Annotated in this window: 19 protein-coding genes; 12 read left to right on the top strand and 7 right to left on the bottom strand. The window is 62.4% G+C overall.

Features of this window, described 5'->3' with window-relative positions; translation table 11 throughout:
* The first annotated feature begins 16 nt into the window (after nt 1–16).
* From FEZ59_RS21465 to FEZ59_RS21455, 3 genes are read left to right on the top strand one after another with little or no spacing between them, the layout of a single operon-like run.
* Complete coding sequence (locus FEZ59_RS21465) at nt 17–1,678, top strand: class I adenylate-forming enzyme family protein (RefSeq protein WP_069145357.1); 1,662 nt, start codon at nt 17–19, stop codon at nt 1,676–1,678.
* Nucleotides 1,675–3,420, top strand: a complete 1,746-nt coding sequence (locus FEZ59_RS21460; RefSeq protein WP_172933174.1) for an amidohydrolase family protein — start codon at nt 1,675–1,677, stop codon at nt 3,418–3,420. Before FEZ59_RS21465 ends, FEZ59_RS21460 begins: the two co-directional genes overlap by 4 nt.
* Entirely contained in the window at nt 3,410–4,198 is a 789-nt protein-coding gene (locus FEZ59_RS21455; protein WP_172933173.1) for a glucose 1-dehydrogenase, read from the top strand. The genes FEZ59_RS21460 and FEZ59_RS21455 overlap by 11 nt, the downstream gene beginning before the upstream one ends.
* Nucleotides 4,199–4,200: 2 nt before the next feature.
* Here the strand turns inward: FEZ59_RS21455 and FEZ59_RS21450 are convergent, their stop codons facing one another.
* From FEZ59_RS21450 to FEZ59_RS21440, 3 genes are all read right to left on the bottom strand, one after another.
* Nucleotides 4,201–4,680 carry a carboxymuconolactone decarboxylase family protein gene (locus FEZ59_RS21450; RefSeq protein ID WP_019745891.1) on the bottom strand — a complete coding sequence of 160 codons (480 nt, stop codon included), beginning with the start codon at nt 4,678–4,680 and terminating at the stop codon, nt 4,201–4,203.
* Entirely contained in the window at nt 4,677–5,801 is a 1,125-nt protein-coding gene (locus FEZ59_RS21445; protein WP_141488186.1) for a dihydrodipicolinate reductase, read from the bottom strand. Before FEZ59_RS21445 ends, FEZ59_RS21450 begins: the two co-directional genes overlap by 4 nt.
* A gap of 61 nt (nt 5,802–5,862) precedes the next feature.
* The gene (locus tag FEZ59_RS21440) at nt 5,863–6,543 is read right to left on the bottom strand and encodes an NUDIX hydrolase (protein ID WP_172933172.1); all 681 of its coding nucleotides are present in this window, start codon (nt 6,541–6,543) and stop codon (nt 5,863–5,865) included.
* A 78-nt stretch (nt 6,544–6,621) separates the two neighbouring features.
* On the opposite strand from FEZ59_RS21440, the gene FEZ59_RS21435 reads away from it, so the two are divergent.
* The 6 genes from FEZ59_RS21435 to FEZ59_RS21410 all read left to right on the top strand — a co-directional run bounded on the left by FEZ59_RS21435 (nt 6,622) and on the right by FEZ59_RS21410 (nt 16,646).
* Nucleotides 6,622–8,544 (top strand): O-acetyl-ADP-ribose deacetylase, encoded by a 1,923-nt coding sequence (locus tag FEZ59_RS21435; protein ID WP_172933171.1) that lies wholly within the window; start codon nt 6,622–6,624, stop codon nt 8,542–8,544.
* Between the two features lie 303 nt (nt 8,545–8,847).
* Nucleotides 8,848–9,948, top strand: a complete 1,101-nt coding sequence (locus tag FEZ59_RS21430) for an Ig-like domain-containing protein (RefSeq protein WP_346343242.1) — start codon at nt 8,848–8,850, stop codon at nt 9,946–9,948.
* A gap of 29 nt (nt 9,949–9,977) precedes the next feature.
* Entirely contained in the window at nt 9,978–11,723 is a 1,746-nt protein-coding gene (locus FEZ59_RS21425; protein ID WP_202023053.1) for an Ig-like domain-containing protein, read from the top strand.
* Nucleotides 11,724–11,827: 104 nt separating this feature from the next.
* Nucleotides 11,828–13,951 carry a phospholipase C, phosphocholine-specific gene (locus FEZ59_RS21420; RefSeq protein WP_172933168.1) on the top strand — a complete coding sequence of 708 codons (2,124 nt, stop codon included), beginning with the start codon at nt 11,828–11,830 and terminating at the stop codon, nt 13,949–13,951.
* Nucleotides 13,952–14,031: 80 nt separating this feature from the next.
* On the top strand, nt 14,032–15,501 hold the full coding sequence (locus tag FEZ59_RS21415; protein ID WP_172933167.1) for a cellulase family glycosylhydrolase: 1,470 nt from the start codon (nt 14,032–14,034) through the stop codon (nt 15,499–15,501).
* Between the two features lie 83 nt (nt 15,502–15,584).
* Entirely contained in the window at nt 15,585–16,646 is a 1,062-nt protein-coding gene (locus FEZ59_RS21410) for an alpha/beta hydrolase (RefSeq protein ID WP_172933166.1), read from the top strand.
* 7 nt (nt 16,647–16,653) lie between these two features.
* Here the strand turns inward: FEZ59_RS21410 and FEZ59_RS21405 are convergent, their stop codons facing one another.
* A complete protein-coding gene (locus FEZ59_RS21405) occupies nt 16,654–16,980 on the bottom strand; it encodes a helix-turn-helix domain-containing protein (RefSeq protein ID WP_019745900.1) in 327 nt (108 codons plus the stop codon).
* Between the two features lie 56 nt (nt 16,981–17,036).
* Between FEZ59_RS21405 and FEZ59_RS21400 the strand changes: the two genes are divergently transcribed.
* Nucleotides 17,037–17,921, top strand: a complete 885-nt coding sequence (locus FEZ59_RS21400) for an NAD(P)H-binding protein (RefSeq protein WP_020909596.1) — start codon at nt 17,037–17,039, stop codon at nt 17,919–17,921.
* 60 nt (nt 17,922–17,981) lie between these two features.
* Here FEZ59_RS21400 and FEZ59_RS30295 read toward each other — a convergent pair whose 3' ends face one another.
* Together FEZ59_RS30295 and FEZ59_RS21395 are read right to left on the bottom strand one after the other, a co-directional pair.
* On the bottom strand, nt 17,982–18,110 hold the full coding sequence (locus FEZ59_RS30295) for a hypothetical protein (protein WP_003943237.1): 129 nt from the start codon (nt 18,108–18,110) through the stop codon (nt 17,982–17,984).
* A 179-nt stretch (nt 18,111–18,289) separates the two neighbouring features.
* Entirely contained in the window at nt 18,290–18,862 is a 573-nt protein-coding gene (locus tag FEZ59_RS21395) for a TetR/AcrR family transcriptional regulator (RefSeq protein WP_020971236.1), read from the bottom strand.
* Between the two features lie 53 nt (nt 18,863–18,915).
* Between FEZ59_RS21395 and FEZ59_RS21390 the strand changes: the two genes are divergently transcribed.
* Nucleotides 18,916–19,353 carry a DUF2867 domain-containing protein gene (locus tag FEZ59_RS21390; protein ID WP_172933165.1) on the top strand — a complete coding sequence of 146 codons (438 nt, stop codon included), beginning with the start codon at nt 18,916–18,918 and terminating at the stop codon, nt 19,351–19,353.
* Nucleotides 19,354–19,762: 409 nt separating this feature from the next.
* Here the strand turns inward: FEZ59_RS21390 and FEZ59_RS21385 are convergent, their stop codons facing one another.
* On the bottom strand, nt 19,763–20,284 hold the full coding sequence (locus tag FEZ59_RS21385) for a hypothetical protein (protein WP_021333323.1): 522 nt from the start codon (nt 20,282–20,284) through the stop codon (nt 19,763–19,765).
* A gap of 130 nt (nt 20,285–20,414) precedes the next feature.
* Here FEZ59_RS21385 and FEZ59_RS21380 point away from each other — a divergent pair, with 130 nt between their 5' ends.
* Entirely contained in the window at nt 20,415–21,212 is a 798-nt protein-coding gene (locus FEZ59_RS21380; protein ID WP_021333322.1) for a hypothetical protein, read from the top strand.
* The last annotated feature ends 59 nt before the right edge of the window (nt 21,213–21,271 follow it).

Raw genomic sequence — 21,271 nt, 5'->3', positions numbered from 1 at the left:
TCGAAAGGCACTTCACGTGACTACTTCCGCTGATACACAAGCATTCATCGCGTCCGTCATGGCTGGGCTGACCGGCCCCGGTGGTCCTTTCGAGATGCAAGTCGAGGATGTACTCGGCAGCTCGATGCCCGTCATGAAGAACCGTGACAAGGCACTCGGCGACGTGCTCGCCGCATCCTTCGATTACGGATCACGCGACTACCTGGTGACCAAGGACCGACGCTTCAGCTACCTCGAGCACGGCGAGGCCGTAGCAGCATTGGCCACTGCGCTGCGCGAGCGTTACGGCGTTCGCAAGGGCGATCGGGTGGGCATCCTCGCCGCCAATACGCCGGAATGGGTGATGACCTTCTGGGCGGCTCAGTCGCTTGGCGCCATCGCCGTCGGGTTCAACTCGTGGTGGGTGGCCCGTGAAGTGCAATACGGCATCGATCACACCACTCCCACCGTGGTGATCGCCGACGCCAAACGCGCACAAGTTCTTTCCGAAGTGAACACCGATGTTCCCGTGCTCACGATGGAAGAAGATCTACCGGCCTTGATGGAGAAGTATTCGGGTTCGGCACTGCCCCGCACGTCCGTCGACGAGGACGATCCGGCCGTCATTCTTTACACGAGCGGAACCAGCGGCCGCCCCAAGGGCGCTGTTCATACTCATCGAAACGTGTTGGCCGTCATCGACTACCACCGCTACAGCGATCGCCTCGCTGCGGCGTTCACCGGCCGACCCAGTGACGGCCGACCCAGTGACTTGCGGTATCTGCTGACCGCGCCGCTGTTTCACATTGCAAGCCTGCATAACCTGGCGATCCCACGACTCGCAACGGGCGGAGCGGTGGTCATCCACCAGGGCGCCTTCGACGTCGACGAAGTCCTTTCCCTTGTCGAACGCGAGAAGGTCACCAACTGGGCGGTGGTCCCCACCATGGCAACCCGTCTCCTCGAACATGGCAGTCTCGAGAAGTACGACCTGACCTCACTGAGCGCCTTTGCACTCGCGTCTGCGCCGTCATCTCCGGCCTTGCAGGACCGCCTGCGCGCACGACTGCCTTTTGCACAGCACACCTTGGTCGACAGCTACGGGCTCACCGAATCCTCCACCGGCATTTCGGTTGCCACGCCACCAGAACTCGCCGCGTTCCCCGGAACTCTCGGACGACCTATCATCGGTGTGAGTGTGGAGGTCCGTGATCCATTCGGTGTTGCGGTTCCCGACGGCGAGGAGGGCGAAATCTGCGCTCGCAGTCCATATGTGATGTCGGGATACTGGAACGACGAGACTGCGACTGCTGCCGCCATCGGTCCCGACCGATGGCTCCGAACCGGCGACTTCGGAGTTCTCGAAGACGGCCGACTCCGCCTGACGGGCCGCCGGTCCGATCTGATCCTGCGCGGCGGCGAGAACGTCTACCCTCTCGAAATCGAGCAGTGCATCGACGAGCATCCCGCGGTACTCGAATGCGCTGTGATCGGCATTGATTCGGCAGACCTCGGTCAAGAAGTGGCGGCCGTTGTCGTTCTTCGCAGCGAGCGAGCGGCGACCGAAGAAGAACTACGCGACTATGTCGCCGAACGACTGGCCTACTTCAAGGTGCCGGTGAAGTGGAAACTGAGCACAACTCCTCTGCCTCGCAATGCAACCGGGAAGACGATACGCGCAAAGGTGGCTATCTCATGACCTACGACGCCGTGATCAACAACGGTCTGTGGTTCGACGGCACCGGGGCGAAACCAGCTGTCCGCAATCTGGGTATCAGCGGTGGGCTGGTCACTGCCATCTCCCTCGATCCACTCGACGAAACCGACTGTCCCCGTGTCATCGACGCGCGGCGCAAGTGGGTGATCCCGGGCATCGTGGACATCCACACTCACTACGACGTCGAGATCCTCGAAGGCCCGGCGCTGAGCGAATCTCTCAGACACGGGGTCACGTCGATCTTTGTCGGATCGTGTTCCCTGTCCACCATTCACGCCAGCCCGTCGGACGCCGGCGACCTTTTCGGCCGCGTCGAAGCTATCCCACGCAAGCACGTCGTCGAAGCACTCACGCGGGCCAAGACCTGGAACTCCGCGAGAGAGTATGTTGCTGCACTCGAGGCGCTTCCGCTAGGTCCCAACATTGCAGCCTTCATCGGACACTCCGACATGCGAGCCGCCGAGATGGGACTGGATCGTGCTACCAGGAAGGACGTGCACCCCACCGACACCGAACTCGCGTCGATGGAAGCACAGTTGACCGAAGCTCTCGACGCAGGATTCGTCGGGATGTCCAGTCAGCAATTGTTGTTCGACAAACTCGACGGTGAGACCTGCCGCTCACGCACGCTGCCGTCGACGTATGCAACCACGAAAGAACGACGCCGACTCAATGCGATCCTGCGCCGCCGAGGACGGGTATTTCAGGCCGGACCTGACCTCTCGAACCCGATGAGTACCGGAGCTATGGCGTTCTCCAGCGCGGGTATCTGGCGTAAGCGACTCAAGACGAGCATGCTTTCGGCGGCCGACATCAAGTCCAACAAGTTGGCCGTGGTGATCCTCGGCCCACTGGCACACTTGGTCAATCGACTCGGCGGCGACCTGCGCTGGCAGCACCTGCCAGTTCCCTTCGAGGTATATGCCGACGGCATCGACCTGGTTGTCTTCGAGGAGTTCGGATCCGGCGCTGCAGCACTGCATCTGACCGACGAGATGGAACGCAACGTCCTGATGCAGAGTGAGAAGTACCGTCGACAGTTCCGCAAGGACTACGATCAAAAATTCGGCGTCAAAGTCTGGCACCGCGACTTCTTCGACGCCGAAATCGTTTCCTGCCCCGATGAATCCCTTGTCGGCAAGAGCTTCGGGCAGGTCGGCGTCGAACGAGGCGGCCTCCACCCTGTCGATGCATTCCTGGATCTGGTCCTCGAACACGGCACGAAAGTGCGTTGGCGCACAACCATCTCGAACCACCGGCCGGAGATTCTGGACAAGTTCGCCCAGGACAACGGCGTCCAACTCGGGTTCTCCGACGCCGGAGCGCATTTGCGCAACATGGCGTTCTACAACTTCGGCTTACGACTACTACGACGTGTCTACGATGCCCAAAAGGTCGGCCGTCCCTTCATGACCGTCGAGGCAGCGGTGCATCGCCTCACCGGCGAACTCGCCGAGTGGTACGACGTCGATGCCGGGCACCTTCGATTAGGTGACCGCGCCGACCTGGTTGTGATCGATCCCGCCCATCTCGACGATTCACTCGAGGCGTACGCCGAAAGTCCGGTCGCGGAGTACGACAACCTCTCCCGCATGGTCAATCGCAACGATCAGACCGTCACCGCAGTGTTCGTCGGCGGCGAGTACGTCTTCGGCGACGGAGAAGCAGCACCCGTTCTCGGCAACCGCCGAACCGGAATGTTCTTGAAAGCAGGTGCCCATTAACACGTCCAGATTTGCCGGCAAAACCGCGGTTGTCACCGGCGCAGCATCAGGTATCGGTGCAGCCATCGCACTACGACTTATCGGCGAAGGCGCACAGGTAGCCGGAATAGACATCGATGCAGAGGGTTTGAAGGAGATAGCCTCCCAGCACAGCGCGTCTTTCCTCGCCGTTCCCGCTGACGTCACCAAGGAATCCGATGTTGCCGAGGCTATTGCCGCTGCGGCAGCGGAATTCGGCGGTATCGATCTGGCTTTCAACGTTGCCGGGGCGTCGCGGGTTGGGCAGATCGTCGACCTCGACGAGGCCGACTGGGACTTCACCATCGACCTGGTGCAGAAGGGCGTCTTCCTCTGCACCAAACATGAAGCGCGGCATATCCGAGAGCATGGTCGCGGTGGTGCGATAGTCAACGTGTCCTCATTGAACGCGCACGTGCCGAGCCCCTACGGGAGCGCGTACGCGACAGGCAAAGCCGGGGTCGAGATGTTCAGCAAGAATGCCGCGATCGAACTCGCTGCGTCGGGGATCCGGGTCAATGCCGTTCTACCCGGCCTGGTCGACACGCCACTGGTCGCGCCGGTCATGAACTACGAACCCGCCCGCGACATGTTTCTCAGCCGAATCCCCATGACCCGAGCGGCAACTCCCGACGAGATCGCGGGCCCCTGCCTCTATCTCGCCAGCGACGACGCCTCGTACATCACCGGAACCAGCCTGGTCGTCGACGGCGGCTGGGAGGTCTCGAACTACCCGGATCTGACGACGCTGGGCAACTAGGTTCAGTTGCCGGGCAACACACATTGAGTGTCGAGGCCGAGGACGTGGTTGAGCCGGCCGAAGGCCAACCACGATCCGAGGCACATGCTCAACTCGACGATTTCTCGCTGGGAGTAGTGAGCTGTCATACGTTCCCAGAACTCGTCGTCGAGCCCGTGGTGGTCGAGGGCGTATCTCTCGGCGTATTCGGCAGCGAGGCGCGTCCTGTCGTCGAAGGCATCTGTGGTGCGCCAGTCGGTGACAGCCTGATCGAACGTCGACTCCACAGTCTCGCCGTCACGCTCGGTGCGCCAGTCCTGACAGAAGATGCACCCGTTGATCTGAGCGATCCGAAGCCTGGCCGCCTCGAACTCGCGGAGTCCGAGAGTGCCGTCCGTGTAGACCTTTTGGGAGAACCCGGCGGCCGCGGGCCCGATGCCGGGAACCATCTCTCCCCACACGTAGCCGATCGGGTTCTTGCCTTCGGGTATGTCGATATTCATGTGAGTACCTCCGAGTTTCGGGCACCGAGCTTGCCGACGCCGGGTGTGAGCGGAACGTCCAGCGCGTCGTAGAGGCCGGGTTCAGCCTGACGTAGCCACGGAATTGCGTTGACGAGACGTCCTACGGCCGTGGCATTTCCACCGGCCGCGCGGTTTCCACCTTCATCGGTGGCTTCGACGTTGATCTCGATTCGTGGTCGTCCTTCGACGATCACCTTGTGCGCGCCGTCGCCTCCGTCTGGCGGGAGCGGCCAGTCGCGGGCACAGGACGGATGAATACGCGTGACGTGTTCGATCACGATCAGGGGTTCCCCGCCGACGATTCCCTGAACCTCGAATCGCAGTGCGCCTTGGGTGCCGGCCGCGAACTCCCCCATATGTTCGGTCGACACGGTTTCCTCGAGCCGGCGGCGCAGCAAGGTCTCGCGGATCTCGTCGAGTTCCACCCCGAGCGCTCGGGCGATGAGCCGAATCTGCCCGCCCCAGACCATGGTGGGAACACTGGGCGCGACCATCGGAGGTTCGTAGTCCATCGGCTGACCCATCCCGATCAGGTAGCGGACAGAATCCGGCTGTTCGTAGGTCGTGTAGTCGAAGATTTCCTGACACCGGATCTGGTCGATTGTCCCCGCGAGCCCGCTGACGAGAATCGGCAGGATGTCGTTGCCCCAGCCTGGGTCGATACCGGAGACGAACAGAGCGCCGCCGCCCGCCTTGGCGGCAGCTTCGACGGGATCACGAAGTTCGGGAGGCGCAGATTTCGGGTCGTACAGCGCATATACCGACGGCGTGACCACTACAGCTCCGGCGGCCAGCGCCCGCGTGATGTCGGCAACCGCGTCATCGGGCCGAATGTCGCCGGACGCCGCGTAGACCACCGCGCCGGGAGACGCTGCGAGCACGGCATCGGCGTCGTCGGTAGCCGCGACGCCCAGGTGCACTCCCAGATCGGCGAGGTCACCGGCGTCTCGCCCGACCTTTGCGGGGTTGGCAACGATGACGCCGACAAGTTCGAGGGCAGGATTGGCTGTCACAGCGCGAATCGATGCACGCCCGACGTTGCCGGTACCCCACACGACAGTCGGAATCTTGGACTCGGCTTCATTCGAAACTGCACCCATCAATCGGACATTACCCAGCTCAGCGCGTCAGGTCAGCAGAACTGCAAGAATTCGTTTCACTTCATCCGGTCAAAAATGCCATTGCCTGCGCAGCCAGTGCGCCGTCACCCCGCCTCCGGTACGTCTCGGCGGGTCGGCCGTTACCTGGTCTGCTCATCTCGCCGGTACTTTCGAGCGCGTCGAACACCTGTCGGCGGAAGCTGTCCTTCTGGAACGGACGATCGAAGATCACCTCGTACAGTCCCCGAAGTTCGGCGACGGTGAACGTCCCGCCCGACAATCCGTCCGGATCCACGTACGACGCATACCTCGCGCGTAGGTCCGTGACCGCGAGTCGCACCATGTCGGCGTGATCGAACGCGAGTCCGCTCACTGCCTCGTCGTCGTACACATCGACGAGAAGCGCCGAATCGGGCAGTGCCGATTCCGGTAGGCAAGCCGTGTGTGCGACCGACAAAACCCATCCACGGTCGTCGCGGTCCGGTCGGTCGAAGATCGCCAACTGGTGAAAGCTCGTCTGGGCCAACTCGGCCTTGACCGACAGGGCACGATCGGCTGCGGCCGTGAGCAATTCGCGTTCGTGCAGAAAAGTTCCCGGTAGCGCCAGCGCACCGAGACGGTGCCGAACCACCAGAACTTTCAGAGATCCACCGCTGTACGTCAGCACCGCGACGTCCACTGCCACGGACGGACGCGGATAGTCCGTCAATCCCTTGCTACTCGTGTCTGTCCATTTATTCACCCTTGCATGTTATCTCAAACATGATCTATGGTTAGCGCAAAGTTGATCAAATGATCGTCGCGAACCGAAGAGGTGGCTATGAAACTCACCGCACAGCAGTCCGATCGAGCGGCCGGCGTTCTGCTCGGCACCGCAGCAGGAGACGCACTCGGCGCCGGCTACGAATTCACCTACCCGAAGGCCGAGGTCACGATCGACATGATCGGTGGCGGCCCGTTCGACTGGGCGCCGGGAGAATGGACCGACGACACCTCGATGGCAGTTGCGATCGCCGAGGTGGCCGCCACCGGAATCGACATCGGAAGCTCTGACGGCCTCGATGCCATTGCAGCACAGTTCATCCGGTGGTACGACTCGAAGCCCGCGGACATCGGCAACCAGACGCGAGCAGTGTTGTCCGTCCGCTCCGAAAGCGCAGCGGCGATGGCGGATCGTGCGCGGGCGATCAGCGGCCGCAAGGCCGGCAACGGCTCGCTCATGCGGACTGCTCCCGTCGCCCTCTCCTACTTGGACGATGCAGAAGGTGCCATGGCGGCCGCGCACCGGATCAGTTCACTCACGCACGACGACCCGCGTGCCGGACAGGCGTGTGAGTTGTGGACCCATGCCATCCGCCATGCCGTTGTCGCCGGCAACTTCGACGGCGTTCGAGGCTTCCTCTCCGTTGCCGATCAGGAGGTAGCCGAATACTGGGGCCCGCTGCTCGATCAGGCCGAAACCGGGAACCCGCAGGACTTCTCCAAGAACGGTTGGGTGGTGCATGCACTTCAGACTGCTTGGTGGGCCATCACTTCCACGGACAATACCGACGCTCGCCACCTCCAGTACGCATTGGAAGCAGCCGTACGAGCCGGCGGGGACACCGACACGACTGCGGCCATCGCGGGTGGCCTTCTCGGCGCCCGTTGGGGAGCGTCGGCTGTTCCCGCCCGCTGGCGCCGAATCATGCACGGCTGGCCGGGATACCGTTCCTCCGATCTGGTTCGCCTGGCGATCAAGACTGCTCGCGGCGGTACCGACGACAAGAACGGATGGCCGTCGACCGCAGAACTCGATTACTCGAAATTCCGCGGAACCCACCACCTGACCACACATCCGCACGACGACGGCGTCATGCTCGGCGGCGTCGATGCGGTGTCCACTGCAGACTACGACGCCGTGGTCAGCCTGTGCCGCATGGGAACACGGCGGGTCAGCTCCGATCACGTCGAGTTCTGGTTGGTCGATGACGGTCACGATTCCAACGCCAACCTCGAGTTCGTTCTCGACGACGCAGCGCGTACCGTCCAGGCGTTGCGGGCCGAGGGAAAGCGCGTACTCCTTCATTGCGTTCAGGCGCACAGTCGCACACCGTCGGTTGCGGCGCGATACTCGATGTTGATCGGACGTGATCCCTACGACGTACGCTCGGCTATGCCGTGGGCTCGCCCGAAGCGTGAACTCTGGAACACGGCAGTCGGAAACACAGCCGTCGGAAACACAGGAGGATCCATGCCCGCTATTACCGTCGTCGAAGGTGACATCACGACGCTGACCGTCGACGCCATCGTCAATGCGGCCAACTCCAGGCTCCTCGGCGGTGGCGGTGTCGACGGCGCGATCCACCGAGCCGGAGGACCGGAGATCCTGAAGGCCTGCGAGGTATTGCGCAACACCAGCCTTCCCGACGGCCTCCCGGTGGGTGCGGCCGTGGCCACCACCGCGGGAAAGCTCCACGCCAAGGCCGTGATTCACACCGTCGGCCCGAGGTATTCGCGCTCCGAGGACCGATCCGGATTGCTTCGGTCGGCGTACACCCGCAGTCTCGCCGTTGCCGACTCGATCGGCGCACGTACCGTCGCCTTTCCGTTGATCTCGGCAGGGGTTTACGGCTGGCCGAAGGAAGATGCGGTCCGACAGGCCGTTTCAGCGATTCGCGCGGCGAAGACCGAGGTCGAGACGGTCACACTGGTCGCATTCAACAAGGAGACGGCAGAACTGATGCGCCGCGCGATCGCCTGACCGTTTACCGGGCGCACTTCACGCCACGTTAAAGCAGTGCAGAGCGGTCAGAGAAGTGGAGAAATTTCGCCGGTTGGACGTTTGTCCAACAATTTGTCCGAATCGCATATTTCGCGGCTCGCTCTGTGTTCTACTCCTCTCCAGGGTTTGAGCTGGTGGTGAGCAAACGACGAAGACGTATTCGCTTCTCTGTCAGCTCGAGGCCGGTTCCCGGACCCGGCTTCAAGCCGAGAGCTCGATCTTTTCGAGCGCTACTCAAGGAGAATGTGAATGGTGTCGACGTTGATGCGCCGAGGAGTAGGGGTGGCCGCATCCTTGACCGGATGCGTTGCCCTGGTCGTCGGCGGAGCGGGAATTTCATCCGCCGCTGATGTGAACCTTCCGTTCACGGCATCGTGTCACGGGTGGCAGTTCCCCGGTCCGATCACACACAACGAGACGCGTGATTCCGGCGTCACGATCAGTGCCCCGACCGTGGTTCCGCCGAACTCGACCTTCACCTACCGACTCGCCCCCAAGCCGATGACGGTCCCCAATGACGGCTACGACCTCAGGTCCGTCGTGAACTGGACGCGTCTCAAGTTCGATTTCGACATCCCTGCAGGCACCTCCTACGTGGGGGCGCAGATCGTGGCCGGCACCAGCTCGAATCTGGGTGGGGTCGCCCCGACGATCACGCGGGTGAACGATGCCGGTTCACCCGATCCGAATGGGACGCATCTTCGTATCTCCGGCAACAACATCACGGCGGGCAACGGACCCAACACCGACGACAACGGCGGCGGCGGAATCGAGGTCGGTGGAGGAAAGACGTTCCAGCTCCCGGCAGTCGACGTCACCGTCACGTCAGGGGCTGTGGGAACCCAGATCAAGCCCATGCTCCGCGTTTCCGACACCAACTCCGGTTCCTACGACAGTGCCGCCAACTACCTGACCTTCCTGCAACAGGAGACACTGCTCGGTGGCGTCAAATACTGGCTGACCACCAATTGCTCACCACGCGACAATCGTTCGGCCGGATTGAACGCAGGCGGCCAGCCGCTCGCCGTGATCAATGTCGACTCCAGCCTCGCTCAGACACAGACGCGAATCGACGCACCCGGTAAAGCTGTCGTCGGTGACTCCGTGGAGCTGACGGCAACGGTCACTCCTTGGCCGTCGGGAGGAACAGTGCAGTTCCGTGACGGAGGGGTCGACCTCGGCGCTCCGGTGGCCGTCGTCAACGGTGTCGCAAAGGCCAACCGCACGATGACAACAGCTGGCGACCACAACATCACGGCGTACTACACGGGATCTGCCGGCTTCATGGAGTCGATATCGGGCGCCGTGACGATCAACGTGGTCGAACCGTCCGAGCCCGAGCCTGGCACCGGCAGCCTTGGTACCCCCGGATTCGGGTCGTGAAAACTGTGAGCAGAAACCAGGATTCGTCGATGAACTCGAAACTGTTACGCGGCTCTGCGATTGCAACCGTCTCGGTACTGGCCGGCGGCTTGTTCTCCATCGTCGGCGGCGGAATCGCCTCTGCTGCCCCCGAGACCAAGAGCGTGGCCTTCACAACTGCATGCCATGTGCGCGAGATGGACGGTGCGGCAAGCCCGATCACGTTCAACGAGACACTCGGCTCGGGGGTGACCATCACCGCGCCGACCACCGCGGCACCAGGTGAGACCATCACCTACCGGGTGCAGCCGAACGAGATGAAGGCAAACGGCGGCGGCCATGCCAGCCGTGGAGTCGTGCATTGGGCCCGGATCAAGTACGACTTCGACATCCCGTCGGGCGTCGAATTCGTGAGTTCCCAGCTTGTGGCGGACAGTGCGTACGGCCTCGGATCCGACAGTGCCACTCCAACAGTCACACAGATCGACGACGGCGGTAATCCATCGGCATCCGGTACGCACCTGCGTATCTCCGGATCGAATCGGACCATCGGAAACGGTCCGTCCTCCGCGGTTCGATCGAGTGACGGCATCATCGTCGGTGCCAACACCAAGTTCCGACTCCCCGCAGTCGACGTCACAGTCAAAGCCGGTGCGGCTGGTAGCGAGATCAAGCCTTCGCTGCGAGTTTCCGATCCCGGCTCCGCCAACTACGACGACGACCGAAATGCGCTCACATTCGTCCAGCGCGAGAAGGATGTCTTCACAGTCAACTACTGGGAGCGCTACAACTGCTCCCCGCGGGACAACAGGAACTCCGGCCTCAACGCCGGTGGGCAGGCCCTGACCACCATCTACGTCAGCCAACCGACAACCACCACAATCCAGATGCCCGACTCGATCCAAGCCAGCACACCGACAGAGCTTGTCGCAAAGGTGGATCCGGCTCCGGTCAACGGAAACGTGCAGTTCAGGGTGGACGGCGCTGACGTCGGTACACCTGTCACGCCCGGTGCCGACGGCACTGCCCGGCTACCGCATACCTTCTTCACCGCCGGAACCGCGCGGGTCTCCGCAACGTTCCAGGGAGTCAACGGATTCCAGAGTTCCAACTCGACAGAGACGATGGTCACGGTGACTGCCGCACCTGTCGTCAAGCAGACCGACACTGCCGTGAACGTTCCTACCGATGCAAAGACGGGCGTATCGGTGTCGCTGAGGGCGCAGGTCACGCCGACCCCCACTGGTGGCACTCTCCAGTTCAAGGATGGCGCTGCAAATATCGGTGCCCCGATCCCGGTGGGCGCTGACGGAAAAGCCACTCTGGAACACGCATTCACCTCGGCTGGATCTCACGCAGTGTCGGCCTACTACTCCGGCGCAACAGGATTCATGCCGTCGATGGCATCGGCCCAAACGGTCACCGTGTCTGATCCCGCGCCGTCCGATGTCACCACCTCGACCTCACTGGCAGCTCCCGCGACGGCCAAGCAGAATGTCGCGGCAGAACTTTCCGCAACGGTCAGTCCTAATCCGGGCGGGGGTTCGGTTCAGTTCTTCGACGGTGACCAACCCATCGGACAACCCGTTGTCGTCGGAGTCGATGGTGTGGCGCGACTGACGCACACTTTCGCATCGACGGGCGATCATCCGATCAAGGCGGCATACGCCGGGCGAAGCGGATTCACGCAGTCTGCGTCGGACGAATCCGTCGTAAAGGTTTCTGCTGCGCCTGATGATGGCGGAAACGGCGGCTCGGGCAGCCTCGGTTCGCTGGGCGGTCTCTTCGGTTCCTGATCGCATTTCTCTCGACACTGTTGCCGCTGCACCGATTCGGAGCAGCGGCAACAGCATGTCGCGGCCGTAGTCATAGCACTGATTGATTGATCGATGGAGCACAAGTGTCCAGGAATTCCTTTTCTCGACGGTCGTTTCTCGCCGCCGGGGTCGGCGCGACTGCAGTCGCCGCCGCTTCCCTTCTGCCGCCGTCGCTTCAACGTGCACTGGCGACACCCGCAAACTCCGGCGGGCTCGATTCGATCGAGCATGTTGTCCTCGTCATGCAGGAGAACAGATCTTTCGACCACTACTACGGCGCTCTGAGGGGTGTTCGCGGCTTCGGGGATCCGAATGCGTTGCGTCTACGCAGCGGCCAAAGCGTCTTCGAACAACCCGGACCTACCGGTCCTGTGCTCCCCTTTCCCATCCGCGATTCCGCTGCAGCACAACGCATGGACACCCAGAACGTCACCGGGCTGGATCACAGCTGGGCGGGCGGACATGCCGCACTCGCCGACGGCTGGCACGACGGTTGGATTGCGGCAAAAACCGGTACGACGATGGCGTACTACGACCGGCAAGACATTCCCTTTCATTACGAACTGGCGGACTCGTTCACAATCTGCGACGCCTACCACTGCTCCGTTCCGACGTCGACGAGCCCCAACCGGAACTATTGGGTCTCTGGATACACCGGATACGAGCCACTTTCGCCGAATCCGACCGAGTCGGTCCTGCCTTCGGATCCGCCCGGTCCCGAGGGAAGAGCTGTAACCAATGCGGCCTACAACCCCTGGCACGCCGGCTACGGATGGACGACGGTTCCCGAGCGGTTGCAGTCCGCCGGCATTTCCTGGAAGACCTACCAAGAGTGGGACAACTTCGGAGACAACAACCTCGAATACTTCACTGCCTTCAAGAAAGTGGCGGCAGGGCTGCTTGGTCGGCCAAGCCTGCTCCCTTACGAACTGCAGACCTTGGCCGGCTTCTATCTCGCCCTGCCGTCGATGCCGGCGCCGGTCCAGGACGCAGCGGTACTGGCCCTCGAGAATGCTGCAGACCAACTGTCGCCTGCTGATCGCCAACTCTACGATCGCGCACTGTACCGATCCCGGCCCGGCACACTGGCCGCCGAGTTCAGGAAGGACGTCGAGTCGGGCCGACTGCCGCAAGTCAGTTATCTCGTTCCGTCCGAAGTGGATTCGGAGCACCCATCGGGATCGTCACCTGCGGCGAGCGCAACACTGCTCTATCAAGTGCTCGACGCCGTCGCCTCCGATCCCGATCTGTGGGCGAAGACGGCCGTGATCGTCAACTTCGACGAGAACGACGGGTACTTCGACCATGTACCGCCACCTCGACCGCCGCGCTCGGTCGAAACCGAATGGGTCGGCAATCAGCCGCTCGGCCTCGGCCCGAGGGTGCCGATGACGATCATCTCGCCGTGGACTGTTGGCGGTTTCGTTTGTTCACAAGTGTTCGACCACACGTCCGTCACGCAATTCCTGGAGAAGCGGTTCGGAATCACGCAGCCGGAAATCGACCCGTGGCGACGCACGGTGAGTGGCGACCTGACGTCGGCGTTCGACTTCGCCAACCCGCGTAGCCGACCGACTTTGGCGCGCCCGCAGCCCACTCCACCTCTGGAACCGCGGTGGACACCGACCCCACCCACCGAGCAGAGAATGCCCCTGCAGGAAAGCGGCACTCGACCAGCACGGGCCCTTCCCTATCAGCCCGACGCCTACACGACGGTGAACCCGGAAACCGGCTCGTTGACGGTCCATCTGGTCAATGCCGGTGCCGCATCGACTCACCTGGCCTTGTACCCGTACGCAGGTGAGTTCGACGAGCCACGGCATTACGACCTCCTGGGCGAGGTCGATGACACCGTTGCGCTCAGTGATCGCGTCTACAGCCTGACCCTGTTGGGTCCCAATGGTTTCAGGCGCGAGTTCAGTGGAGCTACAGACAGTGCGGCAGCTTCGCTCGACGTCTCGACAACCATCGACGCAGGGTCGCGCGCGCTTGTACTGACCGCGAACAATTCCGGAAGTCGTGCACTCTCCGTCGACGTCGACGGAGACCGACGGAAGCTCGCTGCCGGCGCACGCGGCCGGTGGGCGGTGGCGTCGGTGGACGGCTGGTATCAGGCCACTGTGACGGTCGACGAAGATCCTGAATTTAAGCGGGTGCTCGTCGGACACATCGAAAACGGGCGTACCAGCGTAAGCCAACCGACGTGAATCGACACCGAGTGATCAAGACCAGGTCTGAATCCCCAGTCGGACAAGTCAATCCATCCACACATCCAGGAGGAGTTTCCGTGCGCCGTATCCCGCTCTCAGCACTGATAGTCGCGGGCTCACTGATACTGGGCGGCGGAATCGCCGCTGCCGAAGGTAGCCTGCCCACGTCGGGGAGCGCCGGTGGCACTTCGATGTCGCCGTCGTACCTGACCGATGACGCCGGCCGCTCCTTGATCCTGCGAGGGTTCAACACGGCGTCGAGCGCAAAAAGCGCACCCGACGGCATGCCGAAGTTCACCGAAGCCGACCTCGAGCGCGAACATGCAGACATGGGAACAAATTTCGTGCGGTTCCTGATCTCCTGGCGTTCGGTCGAACCGGAACCAGGACAGTACGACCAGGAGTATCTCGACCGCGTCGAGGACCGGGTCAGCTGGTATGCCGAGCGCGGCTACAAGGTCATGCTCGACATGCATCAAGACGTCTATTCCGGCGCGATCACACCAGAGGGCAACAGCGGCAACGGCGCCGGCAACATCGGCAACGGCGCACCGGCCTGGGCGACATACATGGACGGCCTTCCGGTCAGCCCTCAAGACCGCTGGGAGTTGTACTACATCCAACCCGGCGTGATGCGCGCATTCGACAACTTCTGGAACACCACCGGCCAACACCCCGAACTGGTCGAGCACTACGCGAACGCATGGCAGGCGGTGGCCGAACGTTTCGCAGGCAATGACACCGTCGTGGCCTACGACCTGATGAACGAGCCGTGGGGCGGTTCCCTCCAAGGCCCCGCATTCGAAGGCGGGCCCCTCGCTGCCCTGTATCAGCGAACCACCAACGCCATCAGGGAAGTCGATCAGGACAGCTGGGTGTGCGTGGCCCCGCAGGCCGTCGGCGTCAACCAAGGTGTCCCCAGCGGACTGACGAAGATCAACGACCCACGAGCCGGCGAACAGCGAATCGCCTACTGCCCACACCTGTACCCACTGCCCCTCGACCTCGGTGACGGATACTCCGGCCTCTCACGCACACTCACCGACGCGACCATCGACACCTGGCGCGACAGCGTCGAACACATAGCCGGAAACGTACTCGGCGGCGTCCCGGTCATTCTCGGCGAATTCGGGCTCGACACAACACTGCCCGGCGCAACCGACTACATCGACCGCGTCTACACGACCGCCCGAGAACTCGGCGCGGGCGTCTCGTACTGGTCCAGTGATCCCGGGCCTTGGGGCCCGTACCTGCCGGACGGAACACAGACACTCCTCGTCGACACCCTGAACAAGCCGTATCCGCGCGCCGTCGCTGGCACACCCACCGAATGGTCCTCGACCGTCGACCGCCTTCAGCTGACGTTCACCCCGAACCCCGCGGTGACGGCACCGACCGAGATCTACTTACCCGAGAGCGGCTTTCCCGGCGGCGTCGACGTCGCAGGCGCCGACATCGTGAACTGGAACCCCCAAAGCCGGCTTCTCACAGTGGAAACCGCGGACGACGCGGGCCCCGTCACAGTCACGGTGACGCCGGCAAGCTGATCGCGAGCGTCGAAGTTCCTGGATATTTGTCCAGTTCTTTCGTAACGTACAAGCGACGGGTGATCAGCCGACGGAAGGCGAGTATGTCCACGGAGAAGATGTCTGTCCAAGATCGTGTTGCGCGGGCGGTGCTCGATGTCGTTGGCGCCTTACCGACCGGCGCGCAGCGCATTCTCGGTGGCAAGCCGAAGGAGATCGACGGACAGACTCTGCACCCCGAGATCCAGCTTGCACTGCGATTGCTCTCGGCAGTGGAAGTTACGAGCTTCGAGCATCTTCCGGTCGAAGAGGGACGAGCTCAGATCGACGCCGAATCGCGACTGTTCGGCGGTACGCCCATCGAGATCGAAACGGTTCGCGACCTCGAGATCCCGGCCGGGGACCACGCGATTTCCGCTCGGCTGTATCGCCCCGCCGGGGTCTCCACGCCCGCTCCACTTTTGGTGTACTTCCACGGCGGCGGGTTCGTCCTCGGCAGCCTCGAGAGCGGCGACAGTGTGTGCCGCTTCCTGGCCCGCTACGGCGAAGTCAGTGTGCTGTCGGTGGACTACCGGCTGGCACCGGAGTTCCCCTTTCCCGCCGGGGTCGACGACGCCGTCGCCGCATTCCGGTACTGCGTCGAACATGCCGCAGAACTGGGCGCCGATCCGAAATCCATTGCGGTGGGCGGAGACAGCGCCGGCGGGAACCTGGCTGCCGTCGTCGCGCAGTCCACGACCGAAGACGACGTCAAGCCAGTATTCCAACTGCTCTTCTTCCCCTGGGTGGACCTTTCGTCGAAGCGCCCGTCGCACAAGATGTTCGGCACCGACTTCTTTCTCACCGACGCCCAACTCGACTGGTATGCAGCCCATTACCTGTCGGGCGGCGCTTCGGCTCTCGACCCGCGAGTCTCACCGCTGCTCACTCCGGACCTGGCCGGCCTACCGCCCGCGTACGTTGCGGTCGCCGGTTTCGACCCACTACGCGACGAGGGCGAGGCGTATGCGAACCGGCTGCGAGAGGCCGGAGTCCCGGTCGCACTGAGGCGCCACAGCGGTTTGATCCATGCCTTCGTCAACACCACCGGCGTCGGCCACACCGGACAAGACGCGATGTTCGAGGCCTGTGGCGCTCTGCGAGTTGGACTTTCGGGCCCGCGCTGAGGGCACGTCAGGAAACGGGGAGTGCCAGATCCGCCCACTCGACCATCGCTTCGAGCACGGAGCGCAGTTCCATCCCCGTCGCGGTGAGTTCGTACTCCACTCGCGGCGGCACCTCGGCGTAAGCAGTCCGGGTCACCAGATCGAACTCCTCGAAACGTTTGAGCCTGGCCGACAGTGTCCTTGGACTGATGCCGGGCAAAGCGCGTCGTAGTTCCGTGAAGCGCATGGGGCCGTGCGTGAGCTCACGAACGATCAGCGTTGCCCACGGTCCGTCCAGGACCAGCAGGAAGCGCGCGACGCCGCACTCCGGAAGAACGTGACCTGATTCACTCATCGATTCTCCATTAGTTCACTTGAAGTAACTGGTTCCCAATCTGAACTATAGGCGTCATGACTTACACAGTGCATGGCGCCACCGGCGCACAGGGCTCTCCCGTTCTCGCAGGATTGGTCGCGGCTCTCGCCGGATCGGCAGGGGCCGAAGTCCGAGCAATCACCCGTAACCCTGACCAGACGTTCGAGGGTGCGAACACCGTCGTCGCGGACAATGCGTCAGTCGACTCTCTCGCCGACGCTTATCGCGGGGCGGACGGGGTGTTCTTTCACCTGCCACTCGCCGGCGACACCGAGACGCTAGCTGGTTATGCCCACAACGTTCTGGCTGCAGCGAGAGCGGCGCGCCCTTCGCGGTTCGTGATCTCTACCAGCGGCACGGTGATCGGCGACGCTACTTCGCCGCTTGCCGGTCCCAACACACCCGTTCTCTCCGAGCTCGTCGACGGACTTCGCGCCGAAGGCATCGCGGTGACCGTTCTGACCCCACGTTTGTTCCTCGAGAATCTTCTTCTGCCCACTGTGCTGTCGGGAGTGAAAGACGAAGGCGTCCTGCGTTACCCACTGCGTGCCGATCTCGCGGTCGCATGGAGTTCACATCTCGACGTCGCTGATGCAGCCGTCGCGGCCCTGACTCTCGACGTAGCACCGGACGCGGTCGACATCGGACAGATTCCGGCGATCACCGGTATCGAATTGGCCGAGGCATTCGCCGAACACTTCTCGCGCGCGGTAACTTTCGAAGCCGTGACACCCGATGCCTTCGGTGCATCGATTGCGCCGATCATCGGAGCGGGTGCAGCAGCCGGGGTTTCCCAGCTCTACACGGGACTCGAATCTGCCGACAGCGTCGCGTTCAACTCCGCGACGGGTTCTACTGCTGCCTTGGGTATCACTGCCCGCAGCACGCGGGCCTGGCTGACAGATCTCGGGGTGAACTGACCGGACAACGCAAAAGGCCGGCTCCGCGAAGTGTCGCGTGGAGCCGGCCGATTTCCGGGGTTACCGGTGCGTGCGGGTCTTCAACTGGCGGTTCAGCTGCCGACTCCCGAAGTCCAGACCGGCACCGTCACTGGTGGCCAGCACGGTGAGTCCAGCGGCGACCAGCAACGAAATAAGCACAACGCTCATGGTGAGTCACCTTTCTTCCTGTCGTGAAACGGTTTTGCGCCTCCGGGAAATGCCGACATACCCGGCACCCCACTTCAGCTGACCTCAAAGTATCTGTAACTATGGGTTACGCGCAATGTGTGGTCCCTCACCTGAAAGCGCAGGGTGATGCGCAGATCACGCTGCATTCGATGGCGGACTTACCCGGCCAGAACCATGCTCACGAACTCGTCGGCGAGCGCGTGAGCGTCCGCACCGCTGCCAGGAACCACATCTGGCGCACTGTGCACCAATTGCATCTGCCCCAGGTACATCGAATAGGCAAGTACGCCACGATGTTCCGCTTTCTGCCTGTCCATCCCCAGATCGACCAACAACGTCACGATGTAGGCGACTCGACGCTCGGTGACACGTCGAACCGCCGCCGAAACCACAGGATGGTCGATCCCGGCAAGCAGTTCCAACTCCGCACGGCGACCGGCCAGTCCAGTTGTGACCGCGTCGACCAGGCGACGCAACCTCACCTCTGCCGGTTCGCCGGAGGCCTCGACGGAAGAGATCAGTCGCTCGGTTGCCAGAACTTCCCATCGATCGAGCGCAGCCTGCAGCAATTCGTCACGGTTCGCAAAATGCCAATAGAAGGAACCCTTGGTCGACCCCAGCGTGCGTGCCACCTTCTCCACAGCGACGGAACCTGGCCCGTGGCTGGTCAGAGCCTCGAAAGCAGCATCGATCCACTGATCGCGGGAGAGTCGGGCGCGGGCATTCGTCACCTCCGTACGGTACCGTATGGGTAAGTTCCATACGGCACCGTACGGAGGATGAAATGACACTCGTATTCAAGGCAATGCCTGCACCGGACTGGGCTGAAGCCACCACGATCACCATCCCGTCTGTTCCGACCCATACATCCGAGGAGTGGGCGCAGGCAGTCTTCGACGTCAGGAATGTCCCCGCACCAGTCCTCGCGATGTTCTGGCTCAGGGAGCGGGTAGTCGGACTGCTCGGCATCGCCAAGGGACGCCCGGACACCTTTGCCGTCGACAAGATCGCCGACGGCGAGGCCCTCATCGAGGCGGACGAGAAACACCTACGATTCGTCGCCTCGGTTCAGGCCGACAACGACGCCGGTCTCCTGCACGTCGTCACTGCCGTGGAGCTGAAGAACCGCGCGGGCCGAATCTACTTCGCACCAGTTCAGGTACTGCACGGCGTGATCACGCGGGCAATGATGACGTCTGCTCGAAAGAGACTGTGCACGTGATCAACCGTCCGGACCGCCCTTGAGTTCGAGGCTGATCTGATCGGCGTCCAGCGCGGCCAGTGCCGATCCGAGCATCCGTGCGTCGAACAGGCCGTCATCCCGAGCGTCGAGTAGCGCTTCGCTGCGCGTCGATCACCTCGAGCCGGGTCCGCACTCAACAAGACCAATCTCGGCCGCACGAGACGAAGGTCTGCAGCGTCGCGCATGTCGTTCCCCGGGTCTATGACGTTCGCTCCGAATGCTGGGAGTCGCATGCATTTGGTGATGTCCGATCGGTGACGGTGCCGCCAAATCCGGGCGGTGGCCTCGACGGGTTGAGTTTCGGTTCGTGACAGGGCATTGAAAGGCCCCGGCATGCGGATTGCATACCGGGGCATGCGCTTTCAACGGATCGTTGCTGTTGGAAGAGTTAGGATCCGAATGGGCTACTGAGGCTTCCGGTTCCGTTACCGGGTTCCACGGCCGGCGCGCCAACCGTGAAGGAAGTCCGAGCTAGCGTGTAGACAACTTTCCCGTCCCAGTCCTGGCATAGGGCCCCCGCCACGTATTCGCCGTCCCTGAGGAACGGAATCGTCAGAGTTTTCGTCTCGCCTGGCTGAAGGTAGGCGTACGACTCGAACGACGGGTTGTCCGCTGCGGTCGGGGATGCAGGATTGCCGACTAGCCAATTCCGTGGATTGTTCGCCAGGTCGAGCAGCGGACTTGCGTCCATCAGTTTGGCGTCTTGGGCTGTGTGCACCCACGGCCCCTGGCAATTGCCGTTCTGGGTGAGACTGTCCGGCGCGTGAATGATCACGACGGCCGAGTTGGTCCCGGGCTCAACGGAAATGCTGGCGGGCGTCGGCGCTGCGGAAGCGAGCGCAGGAACCGCAGTGGCTACTGCGGCTGCGAGGACGGAGAGGGTCGCGAAGCGTTTGATTTTGCTGGTCATGGGTCTTCTTTCGCTCGAAGTCCGCAGATCGTACCAATCAGTCTGAAATGGGGGTAGGTCGCAGGTCCGGGGAACTGGCCCGTACAAGGTCTTTAGTGAACCAGTCGGTCGGATTTGGCATGATGGCGCGATGGGATTCTCTGAGCGGTATGGGTATGTACACGTTCGTAGCGTCGTTCAGATCGAGGAGCTGGATGAAGAGTCGCGGCGTTCGATCTGGAACCTGGTGTACCTGGCAATGTTCAACGGGAAGCAATACCAGCAGCAGCAGCTGTTCAATCAGACATTCCTGCCGGTCTGGCTCCATGTGTTCCAAAGGACCGCCGATACCTACCCGGGCCCTTACTACACGGAGGAGCACGTGAAGACCTTGGTGATGGAGGCGGATTGGAATCGCGTCTACGACCTGGTCGAGGCAATGGCAGGGAAAGTGCCGATGTTCACGGCAGCGGTCAACAAGGTTCTCGAGAATGTGAACGCCGGCTATCGCGTACTCGACGGCCAAGCCGTGCCGATTTCAGATACGGCTGAGGTGTCGGAGATCGAAATCGCGATCGGTACCGAGCATGAGGGGACCCGGCACCACCTGAAGCAAGCTCTCGATCTGCTGTCCGACAGGGACAACCCGGACTACCCAAATTCGATCAAAGAGTCGATCAGCGCTGTTGAGTCGAAGACTGGTCAACTGACGGGCAAGCACACGTTGGGCAAGGCCCTCGACGAGATGAAAAAGTCTGGTCCGTACGTGCATCCGTCTCTGGTCGAGGGATGGAAGAAGATTTACGGCTGGGCAAGCGACGAGGACGGGCTGAGGCATGGCGGCGATTCGGCGCCGACTCCAGACCAGGATCTCGCGCGATACATGTTGGTGACATGCTCGGCGTTCGTGAACCTGCTGACCGCGGCCGAAGCGAAGCAAAGCAAGTGACGCATACGAATTTCTCGGAGTTGAATGAGAAAGCCCCGGCGCGCGAATATGCACCGGGG

The sequence above is a fragment of the Rhodococcus sp. MS13 genome, from assembly GCF_013277835.1.
Lineage (GTDB): Bacteria > Actinomycetota > Actinomycetes > Mycobacteriales > Mycobacteriaceae > Rhodococcus_F > Rhodococcus_F erythropolis.
This window is presented reverse-complemented; position numbering and strand designations above follow the sequence as displayed.

Coding starts and splice junctions, on each gene's coding strand:
- FEZ59_RS21450 (WP_019745891.1), bottom strand. CDS start 4,680: ATGAATATCGACATACCCGAAGGCAAGAACCCGATCGGCTACGTGTGG.
- FEZ59_RS21380 (WP_021333322.1), top strand. CDS start 20,415: ATGGGATTCTCTGAGCGGTATGGGTATGTACACGTTCGTAGCGTCGTT.
- FEZ59_RS30295 (WP_003943237.1), bottom strand. CDS start 18,110: ATGAGCGTTGTGCTTATTTCGTTGCTGGTCGCCGCTGGACTCACCGTG.
- FEZ59_RS21460 (WP_172933174.1), top strand. CDS start 1,675: ATGACCTACGACGCCGTGATCAACAACGGTCTGTGGTTCGACGGCACC.
- FEZ59_RS21445 (WP_141488186.1), bottom strand. CDS start 5,801: ATGGGTGCAGTTTCGAATGAAGCCGAGTCCAAGATTCCGACTGTCGTG.
- FEZ59_RS21435 (WP_172933171.1), top strand. CDS start 6,622: ATGAAACTCACCGCACAGCAGTCCGATCGAGCGGCCGGCGTTCTGCTC.
- FEZ59_RS21425 (WP_202023053.1), top strand. CDS start 9,978: ATGAACTCGAAACTGTTACGCGGCTCTGCGATTGCAACCGTCTCGGTA.
- FEZ59_RS21385 (WP_021333323.1), bottom strand. CDS start 20,284: ATGACCAGCAAAATCAAACGCTTCGCGACCCTCTCCGTCCTCGCAGCC.
- FEZ59_RS21410 (WP_172933166.1), top strand. CDS start 15,585: ATGTCCACGGAGAAGATGTCTGTCCAAGATCGTGTTGCGCGGGCGGTG.
- FEZ59_RS21405 (WP_019745900.1), bottom strand. CDS start 16,980: ATGAGTGAATCAGGTCACGTTCTTCCGGAGTGCGGCGTCGCGCGCTTC.
- FEZ59_RS21390 (WP_172933165.1), top strand. CDS start 18,916: ATGACACTCGTATTCAAGGCAATGCCTGCACCGGACTGGGCTGAAGCC.
- FEZ59_RS21400 (WP_020909596.1), top strand. CDS start 17,037: ATGACTTACACAGTGCATGGCGCCACCGGCGCACAGGGCTCTCCCGTT.